Origin of the sequence: Novosphingobium sp., assembly GCF_019748365.1 — a bacterium.
Taxonomy (GTDB): Bacteria; Pseudomonadota; Alphaproteobacteria; order Sphingomonadales; family Sphingomonadaceae; genus Novosphingobium.
This window is the reverse complement of record NZ_JAIEPN010000070.1, coordinates 1-9024: the sequence shown is the minus strand read 5'-3', so window position 1 is coordinate 9024 and position 9024 is coordinate 1. Positions and strand designations below refer to the sequence as shown.

Below are 9024 nucleotides of genomic sequence, written 5' to 3'. Positions count from 1 at the left end.
TGGCTCGCGCCCGCGAGGACCAGATCTACCGGATCGACCATTTCCTCGGCAAGGAAACGGTCCAGAACATCATGGTAGCGCGCTTCGGCAACACCTTGCTCGAATCTGTCTGGAACAACCGTTACATCGATCACGTCCAGATCACGGCCGCAGAAGCCGTAACCATCGGCAGCCGTGGCAAGTTCTACGATGCCACCGGCGCGCTGCGTGACATGGTGCCCAACCATCTGTTTCAGCTTCTCGCCATGATCGGCATGGAGCCGCCGGTAAGTTTCGATGCTGCGGCGATCCGCACCGAGAAAGCGAAGGTCATCTGTGCTATTTGCCCGATCGACCCCCAGGAGGCCATTCGCGGCCGATATGGCACCGGCGCGGTCGCGGGCGAACCAGTTTCTGCCTACCTCACGGAGCCCGCTGTCGATCCACTCAGTCGAACCGAGACATTCGTCGCAATGAAGGTACACGTCGAAACCTGGCGTTGGACGGGGGTCCCTTTCTACCTGCGCACGGGCAAGGCGCTGGCGGCGCGCGATACCGAGATCGTGATCCAGTTTCGGGATGTACCGCTCTCTCTTTTCAGGGAGACGGTGGTCGACCGGCTCCCGCCTAACCGGCTCGTCATCCAAATCCAGCCTGACGAGGCAATCAGCCTCGAATTCGTGGTCAAACAGCCAGGCCCCGCAGTGAACACGGCGCCGGTCAGCATGGATTTCAGCTATGCAGACCATTTTGAGCTCCAACATCAGACTGGCTACGAGACACTGCTCTATGATGTGCTGACTGGCGACCAGACGCTTTTCCAGCGGGCCGACCAGATCGAAGCCGGATGGCGCGCGGTGCAACCGCTGCTCGAAATGTGGCAGCAGGGTTCGCCCGAGGAATATCCTGCAGGCAGCGCCGGCCCCGAAAGCGCCGACGCGCTGATGCATCGCGCGCACCGGCGCTGGCACCGTCTGGGATGAGCGGGCGCATACGCCTCCTTGTGTGTGACATCGACGGTACGCTGGTCCGCGATGACAAAAGCCTGTCGGACGGCGTGATCGCCGCAGTCGAACGGGTCCGGAACGCTGGTCTTGCAATGAGCCTGATCAGCGCCCGTCCCCCAAGCGGCATGTTGTGGATCGCGAAAAGGCTGCAAATCTCCGATGTCATGGGCGCATTCAACGGAGGAACAGTCATGCGCCCCGACGGAAAGATAGTATTGGCTGAGCATATCGAGCCAAACTGTGCGGCGCGGGCGATTGCCTTATTGGACCACCCAGCGGTCACCCTGTGGTTGTTCGCCGACGGCCATTGGTTTGCCCAAACGATCGACGAGGTCTACGTCCCTCTTGAACGGCATGCCGCCAACATTGAACCAGTGCTCCGGAGCCATTTTAACAGATTGCTGGCACGGGTTGACAAGATCGTTGGAGTCAGCGGCGACCGCGAGCTTCTGGCCCGCCTCGACAAAGAAATTTCATCCGCACTTGGCGCGGCGGCAACGGTCGGCCGTTCCCAACCCTACTATCTCGACATCACGGCGCCCGGTGCCAACAAGGGCGATGGCCTTTCTGCATTGGCTGGTGCAGCTGGAGTGCCGCTCGACGACGTCGCTGTAATCGGTGACCAACGCAACGATATGCCGATGTTTGCGCGTGCCGGCCTGTCGATCGCGATGGGGCAAGCACCGGCTGCCGTCCGCACGGCCGCAAGCCTAGTGACCCTTTCGAACGAAAAGGATGGCGTTGCCCATGCCATCGACTCGTTCATCTTGGCCAAGGTCGTAAGGTGAGCCACCGGCCGCCTCTGGTTCAATCGTCGTGCTGGGCACATTTCACGCGACCGGAGGGAGCTGAGCTCGGCCGTTCCGCGGACCATGGAACACGGAATTCGTTTGGCCCGCACCGAATGGGCTATTCCCGATGACGAGGAAAACGCCCAAGCGACCACCACTGCCCGCGTCGGGCAGGCTTCCGATAGGATTTCTCAGATGAAGCGCCTCATCGCTTTCGACCTCGACGGCACGCTTGCCGAGAGCAAACAGCCGATCAGCCAGGCGACTGCCGAGTTACTCAGTGCATTGCTCGGTGTCGCAACCGTTGCGGTGATCTCGGGAGGCGACTGGCCGCAATTTGAGACTCAGGTCGTCTCTCGCATGCCCCGCAGCGCGGCTCTCCAGAACCTGTTCATCCTGCCGACCACTGGGACCAAGCTCTATCGTTTCGACAATGGCTGGCAGGCGATTTACGCTGACATTTTCACGCCCCATGAGCGCCGCCGTATCGGCGAAGCGATTGATGCCGCTATTGACGGAAACCAACTCCACGAGAAGCAGATTTGGGGCGATCGGGTGGAAGACCGCGGCAGCCAGATCACCTTTTCCGGGCTCGGTCAGCTCGCGCCACTTGCGGCCAAGACGGCTTGGGATCCAGACTTCGCCAAACGCAAGCTGCTCCAGTTGTCACTTCGCCGCATGCTGCCGGATCTGTCCGTGAACATCGGCGGGTCGACCTCAATCGACATCACGCGCCAGGGCATCGACAAGGCCTACGGCATGCGCAAGCTTGCCGAACATACAGGCATTCCCTTTTCAGCCATGCTGTTCTTCGGCGATGCAATCTATCCAGGCGGCAACGATGATCCTGTCCGCGAAGCGGGAATCGACACAATTGCTGTACGCGATCCTGCCGAGACCAACACTGCTCTTCTCGCACTCATTGCTTTCACAAAGCCGTAGAGTTCGAGAATGCATCCGCGCAATCTGCGGTTAGACCCATGGAGATAAAAGGCCTTGGCGGATCAAACTCAAGTCACGTTATAATATTGGAAATTGTAACAATTTCAATCATGCGCGAGTGGAATTTCAGCAAGAACCAGCCAGGATCTGATCCTTTGGTGAACGATGGGCACACTATTATGATGAACAGACTTCGCTCGTTTCTGCTTCTGCCGCTTTTTGAAGCATTTGGGCGGCGCACTTGCGTCATGTGGGCCCAAAAGCTTGTGCATTTCAGTATTCTCGGGCGTCGCCTAGCCATCTGGAATGTGCGTAGCCACACAAATTTGTCAACACCCACGCCTCTCCTAATGCGGCAAACTCTAGTGGTCTTTCTCCTGGCCGGAAGCTCAATCAGTCCCCTGATGGCAAAAATCAGGAACGAAACGCCAGAAAATGCCAAAATCGACATGGAAGGTGTCTGGGCATTCAATGGACGCTCTGAGTGCAAGGTTGGCAACGCATGGATATTCATGTCCGACGGAAGCTACAGTGAGATTATGCTGCCCGATTTCACAGCGCAGGGTAATGGCAAATGGGCCCTGCGAGGGAACACGTTATTCTACTCATTGGCATTGCCGAAGGGATCAATTGCAGGGCCGTTAACGAAGCGCATGGATATAATTGAACATAGTCCCAAACGGATTGTTGCCATTACCGGACGAAGGGTCCGGCATGTAATGCACCGATGCCCTTGATCCCTGCATGAGCATTATATCTCGATTTCAGAAGAAAAACTCGTTCCTAGACGGAAAGTTATAACCTAAATGGCCCGGCAATGCCGGTGATAACGGGGGAGTTTGATGGACAGCATTCTCATCGAGGCTATCCACTGGATCACGCGTGCGATAGAAATCACGGGTACGGCGATCATTGTCGTCGGTGCGGGTTACTCGCTTCTCAGCTTCCTACTGAGAGCGGCAAAAGGCTTGATCGATGAAGGTTCTGTTGGAAGTTTCCGCTCAAATCTGGGAGAAGCCATCCTCTTGGGTCTCGAGTTCCTGGTTGCAGCGGACATAATCAATACCATAGCTATTCAGCCAACGCTGAACAGTTTGGCCGTTCTTGCGGGCATTGTGCTTATAAGGACATTTCTGAGCTTCTCTCTTGAAGTTGAGATTAAGGGCCGTTGGCCTTGGCAAAGGGCAACAGGAGTCCAGCGCGATGACTGAATAGCAGTTCGGTTTTAGCACATGCACCCAATCACACAGCCGTCGCTCTACCGCCAGCGTATCCATCGGCCGCTCCGTGCCCCACTTTTTGGGTTTCACGGACACTACGTATATCAGCCAGTTTGAGGAGTCGTCCATCAGGGACATCGCGGCTCGCCAAATTATCGCCGGTCGTTTTTCAACGGAGGAAAGATCATGATGAAAAGTCGCACTTCCTATCTTTATTCGCTGGCATTGATAGGCGGCGTTCTTCTGTCTCCCAGCCTTGCTGCGGCCCAGAGCCAAGGAACAGGACAGGCCTCAACCCAGCCCCCCATGTCTCCCAACGGCAGTGCAATGCCGTCCGGTGGGATGATGGAAGGTCATGACGCGATGCCCGGCATGCAAGGCGGCATGCAAGGCGGCATGCAAATGCCTAAACCCGTTATGGCACAGGACAAGTCAGGATGCTGCGCCAAGAAGATGAAAACTATGGGAAGGTCGAAGCACAGCCCCAGACATCGCAGGCACGCCAAGCCGGCCGCCGCAAAGCCTGCACCGATGCCCGCCGACAAGCCAATGCCCATGCAGGACGATATGTAAGAGTATCAGCATGAAGCGTCCGCTCCATCAAATCACTACTCACCGAACTCTCTGGAGTCGGATTGGCTACCGGGTTCTGATCGCACTGACGGTGATGTTCACATCACCGTCGGTCGTGGCGCAAACCGCTGACGAGCACGCTTCGCATCATCCAGGCGGAGGCGGGGCAGCTCCAGCCATGCCTGCCGCAGCCAGCGGCACCGACATGCCTGCAACACAACCCATGGGAGGCTCGGGCACTGACCCAATGGCCGCCATGATGAAGCAGATGATGTCACCGTCGGCCGGATCTGCCGGGCCGGGAGGTATGGGTGGCACAGCCGCGCCCTCCGGCTGTTGCGGGCCAATGGGTGCCAAACCCTTCTACCCCTCGCTGATGCAATGGCCAGCGCTGACCGACGAAGCGCGGCGGGCCGTTCGAGCCGAAGCGCTAAAGCGCCTCGGCTCGGGGACCGAAGTGTTGACTGCCGAGCAATCCCGACTCCATTACGCGCTTGCGTCCAACGACTTCGTAGCTGCCGGTGACGCCATCAAGGGGGCTCGCGAAGGCCTTGCCCAAGCCGACAGCGGCGTGAGCGCCCTCAAGGGACTGGAGGAAGGCAAGGCACCCCGCGAGATCGCTCTCACATGGTTCAAGAACCAAAATGGAATAGGCGGAGCTGAACAAATGGCGACGGATAGCGGCCTTTCCTGGTGGCACATCATTGGAATGGTACTGCTCGCGGCGGCACTCCTTGCCGCCCTGCTCTTGCGGCAGGCTCGGCTTCGTCGCATCGCGAGCCTTGTCGAGCGACTGATGCCAGGGTCGCCCACAGCACAAACTGCAATTGGCGCTCCGGCTGCACCCACAGCGATGGCACAGCCCGCTGTTCTCGCAGGCATGCCACAGTTGTCTGCCGAGACTAATGCTCCGCCGCCCGCTCAACGCCCTTGGAAGGGGGTGCTGCGCATCAAGGCGATCTTCGACGAAACGCCGAACGTGAAAACGTTCCGCTTAATGGAGGCGAACGGCGGTCCCATCCCGTTCACTTTCCTGCCGGGGCAATACGCAACAATCACTTCGGAAATCGACGGACAGAAAGTCCGTCGATCCTACACGATCTCATCATCCCCCACCCAGCGCGACTATATCGAACTCACGATCAAGCGTGAACAATATGGCCTGGAGTCGCGTCATCTTCACGATCATGCCGATACCGGCGATCTCCTTGAAATATCTGCCCCCGCCGGCAGGTTCTTCTTCACGGGGAAGGAAGCCGCCGGCATCGTTCTGATCGCCGGCGGCGTTGGCATCACGCCAATGATGAGCGTTCTGCGAAGTCTCACAGACCGGTCCTACGAGCACGACATTTTTCTACTTTACGGCGTGAATACACCAGAAGATCTCATTTTCCGCGATGAGTGCGATCATCTGGCACGTCGCCATCCCAAGCTTCACGTCGCGTATACCGTCGCCAAAGCCGAAGGCACCGATTGGCAAGGCCAGGTGGGCTACATGACGGCAGATTTCATAGCGGCCTCGGTACCCGACATTGCGAAACGACGAGTCCACTTGTGCGGCCCACCCCCCATGATGGCTGCAGTGAAAGAAGCGCTCGCGCAGCTCAAAGTCCCATCAGACCAGGTTAAAACCGAAGAGTTCGCTCCGCTCAAGGGTGGCCCAGTCATGGAAGCCGAACCCTCGGAACCTGTTGCGACACCGGCATTCACCGCTGATCAGGCCGTGCCGATCCCGTCTGCACACGCCACCATCACATTCTCAAAGTCCGGCAAGGCAGGCCCCCTCGCGCCGGACCAGTCGGTGCTCGAAGCCGCCGAGGCGATTGGCGTAGCGATTGATTATGATTGCCGAGCTGGCACCTGCGGTCGGTGCAAAGTGCCACTCCGCCAGGGTCAGGCAACCATGGAGGTCGAGGACGCGCTCGCCGCGGATGAGAAGGCAGCGGGAATCATCCTCGCCTGTCAGGCAAAATCGACCGGTGACCTGGTGGTGGAGGCCTGATGACCGAAACCGAAAAAATCACGGTCGGAGGCCTGGTCAGTGTGCTAACGCTGATCGTCCCCGGATTTCTTATCCATTCCGCGCCCCGCTTCCCGGGCAGCCTTGCCGGGAGCATGTTCGGGATCGCCGCCGCGCTTCTGTTCCTGCTCCTGCTGTCCTACACGGCGGTGAAGCGGCAGGCCTGGATCAAGGAGCGGACCAAAGGCTCCATCTCGCTTGGGGCGCTAATGGGGTTTCACGTCTACGCCGGCGCAATCGGGGCATTGCTCGGCATCATTCACTCCGGCCACAAGTTTCAGAGTCCGCTCGGTGTGAGCCTTGTGATATCGATGCTCGCGGTCGTCGCGAGCGGATTCATCGGGCGATATTATCTTGCGCAGGTCAGCCAGGATCTCCGGCTTCAGCAAAAAGAGCTCAAGCTGCTTCGCGACCGCTACGATGGGTTGGCCACAGTTTCCGTAGTCTGGAATCGCGAAAGCGTCATCGACCCGTCAGGACTTAGTCTCGATCATCTGCTCGGTGCCATTTCGGATCTCGAATTTACAATAATGGCACGGGATGCGATCAAGCGCACCCTCGCGCGGTGGACGGTGTTCCATGTCGCGGTTGCGATTGTGATGTATGGCCTGATGGCATTGCACATTTGGGGCGGCTACTATTACGGCCTTCGGTGGCTGCCGTGAAGCGAACCACAATCCTTTACCTGGTGCTTGCGACGATCGCGCTGCTCGCAGCCATCGTGGTCTCCTTCACAGTCTACCGTTCGGGAAGCACTGCGCTACCCCAATGGTCATCGGCAGTCCGTCCCGGGCCCTTGTCGAGCGCCCACGCATTGCTCGAAGGCAAATGCGAGAGCTGCCATACTCCCAACCAGGGCATCAAGGCCGAAACCTGTATCGCATGTCACGCCTCTGCGCCTGAACTCCTGATGAAACCCGCGACCGCCTTCCACGCCAACCTAAAGGAGTGCGGGGGTTGCCACATCGAGCATCAGGGCCGCACTCTTCGTCCGGTCAGGATGGATCACCTGGTCCTCGAGAAGATTGCGAAGCGCGCTACAGGGCAAGTTGCAAAACTCGACTGCCAATCCTGCCACACGCCTCGGGATATCCATAAGGGATTCTTTGGACCTGAGTGCGCAAGCTGCCACACTACGGCAAGCTGGAAAATCAGCGGCTTCTTGCATCCAAGTCCGAAATCGACCGAATGCTCACAATGTCACAAGGCACCGCCGAGCCATTACATGATGCACTTCGAGATGATGGACAAGATGATCAGCGGCGAAAAACGGGCGCGCGTTGATCAGTGCTTCAGCTGTCACCAGACCGACTCGTTCAACAACATCAAGGGCGTCGGTATGGTCAAGGTGCATTGAGCGATCATTTCGCAAAGATAATTTGGCGCTTCGTGACTCTGTGGCCCAAGCAATGATCGGTTTTTACACCACCGGCGCGCAGCGTACTTTGAGCCCGTTCGCCAAGATTGCGCAATGAACTGCGATCAGACAATCCATGAGACGCAACGGGACGAGCCGCTTGAGCGCGCGTCGAACACATTCACCCTGGCAAGTTCACGACGACCAGGCCGTGGGTATCCGAATCAAGCTAAGATCGAGACAGGTTCGGTTATCGACGGGATTAGGTTTGACGCACGCGCTGAAGCGCCCCGCCGCACAAGAAATTTCGCTAAGCTCGCCAAGTTCGAAGCCAATGAGACCAGATCCGTACCCAATGCAAAGACGGCTCCGACCATTAGATTATGGGCGAGCCAGAACGGTGCGCCAACGAGAAACAGACCCTTCATTCGCGAAGTCGAGGTTTGCAATCGCGCAAGGCTGCCCAACGAGCTGCCGGTAAGCGCCAGAGCGGACGGGATGCCATGCCACGTCACAACAGAAAGAAAGACCAACAAAATGAAACTCGCTCCATAGAGCCTTGTAACCACGTAGCGATCTCGCACCGATGCAGAGATGAGGAGTTGTGAGCATGAAATGAGGCACGCCATCGCAGCTGTGGGAGAACCTAGCGTAAGAAAATAGAGCGTGAATGCGGCAGCACCCACGCTCTGGATTTTGACCACAGTTCGATAATTACTGAAAAATGGCCAGCCGATGATGCACAAAAGTGCCAAGCAACCTGAAGCGGTAGCAATCATGACCGACGCAGCGCGGTTCTTCCGAATTTAATCTGCATAGTGCGCTCAGCTCTCTCTTTTGTCATAGCAGAAGCATGAAGGATCAATGTTAATTACGCTTCAATTTACTTCTCAGTAGAACTACAGTAAGCATACGCCGAAGGCCGTGACGCGGTTCGAACAGGCTGCGATTTCGTGCAGATTGGTGCACCAATTCCAATGCAGGAGGCGATCGCCGCGCGCTGGCCGCTGCGGTCAGAACCGCAAAATAGCCACGACTTACGCCCGAGGGGCACGCAGCGCAGCGACCTTTCGGCAGCGTTGTTCGAGAGGCAGACCCTGCCATCGTTGAGGAAGCGGGTTAACGCGTTCCAGCG

Annotated in this window: 9 protein-coding genes and 1 pseudogene; 8 read left to right on the top strand and 2 right to left on the bottom strand. The window is 57.8% G+C overall.

Features of this window, described 5'->3' with window-relative positions; genetic code table 11:
* The 8 genes from zwf to K5Q19_RS09375 form a co-directional block, all read left to right on the top strand.
* Positions 1 to 962: glucose-6-phosphate dehydrogenase (gene zwf, locus K5Q19_RS09410; RefSeq protein WP_292943972.1), on the top strand; the 962-nt coding region annotated here is incomplete at its 5' end.
* A 20-nt stretch (positions 963 to 982) separates the two neighbouring features.
* Positions 983 to 1774, top strand: a complete 792-nt coding sequence (locus K5Q19_RS09405; protein ID WP_292632564.1) for an HAD family hydrolase — start codon at positions 983 to 985, stop codon at positions 1772 to 1774.
* A gap of 198 nt (positions 1775 to 1972) precedes the next feature.
* Complete coding sequence (locus K5Q19_RS09400; protein WP_292943975.1) at positions 1973 to 2719, top strand: HAD-IIB family hydrolase; 747 nt, start codon at positions 1973 to 1975, stop codon at positions 2717 to 2719.
* An 842-nt stretch (positions 2720 to 3561) separates the two neighbouring features.
* Positions 3562 to 3930, top strand: a complete 369-nt coding sequence (locus K5Q19_RS09395) for a DUF1622 domain-containing protein (RefSeq protein ID WP_292943970.1) — start codon at positions 3562 to 3564, stop codon at positions 3928 to 3930.
* A gap of 195 nt (positions 3931 to 4125) precedes the next feature.
* Positions 4126 to 4512 (top strand): hypothetical protein, encoded by a 387-nt coding sequence (locus K5Q19_RS09390; protein WP_292943967.1) that lies wholly within the window; start codon positions 4126 to 4128, stop codon positions 4510 to 4512.
* 10 nt (positions 4513 to 4522) lie between these two features.
* The gene (locus K5Q19_RS09385; protein ID WP_292943963.1) at positions 4523 to 6514 is read left to right on the top strand and encodes an FAD-binding oxidoreductase; all 1992 of its coding nucleotides are present in this window, start codon (positions 4523 to 4525) and stop codon (positions 6512 to 6514) included.
* Positions 6514 to 7197 (top strand): iron reductase, encoded by a 684-nt coding sequence (locus K5Q19_RS09380; protein ID WP_216234060.1) that lies wholly within the window; start codon positions 6514 to 6516, stop codon positions 7195 to 7197. The genes K5Q19_RS09385 and K5Q19_RS09380 overlap by 1 nt, the downstream gene beginning before the upstream one ends.
* Complete coding sequence (locus K5Q19_RS09375) at positions 7185 to 7889, top strand: cytochrome c3 family protein (protein WP_292943961.1); 705 nt, start codon at positions 7185 to 7187, stop codon at positions 7887 to 7889. The genes K5Q19_RS09380 and K5Q19_RS09375 overlap by 13 nt, the downstream gene beginning before the upstream one ends.
* 224 nt (positions 7890 to 8113) lie before the next feature.
* Here the strand turns inward: K5Q19_RS09375 and K5Q19_RS09370 are convergent, their stop codons facing one another.
* Both K5Q19_RS09370 and K5Q19_RS09365 read right to left on the bottom strand, forming a co-directional pair.
* Positions 8114 to 8668 carry a YgjV family protein gene (locus K5Q19_RS09370; RefSeq protein WP_292632562.1) on the bottom strand — a complete coding sequence of 185 codons (555 nt, stop codon included), beginning with the start codon at positions 8666 to 8668 and terminating at the stop codon, positions 8114 to 8116.
* A gap of 209 nt (positions 8669 to 8877) precedes the next feature.
* Positions 8878 to 9024, bottom strand: a pseudogene (locus tag K5Q19_RS09365) (transposase); the annotation flags it as partial.

Excerpts from the sequence above, each read along its gene's own strand:
- K5Q19_RS09400 (WP_292943975.1), top strand. The coding sequence starts at position 1,973 with ATGAAGCGCCTCATCGCTTTCGACCTCGACGGCACGCTTGCCGAGAGC.
- K5Q19_RS09395 (WP_292943970.1), top strand. The coding sequence starts at position 3,562 with ATGGACAGCATTCTCATCGAGGCTATCCACTGGATCACGCGTGCGATA.
- K5Q19_RS09390 (WP_292943967.1), top strand. The coding sequence starts at position 4,126 with ATGATGAAAAGTCGCACTTCCTATCTTTATTCGCTGGCATTGATAGGC.
- K5Q19_RS09385 (WP_292943963.1), top strand. The coding sequence starts at position 4,523 with ATGAAGCGTCCGCTCCATCAAATCACTACTCACCGAACTCTCTGGAGT.
- K5Q19_RS09380 (WP_216234060.1), top strand. The coding sequence starts at position 6,514 with ATGACCGAAACCGAAAAAATCACGGTCGGAGGCCTGGTCAGTGTGCTA.
- K5Q19_RS09370 (WP_292632562.1), bottom strand. The coding sequence starts at position 8,668 with ATGATTGCTACCGCTTCAGGTTGCTTGGCACTTTTGTGCATCATCGGC.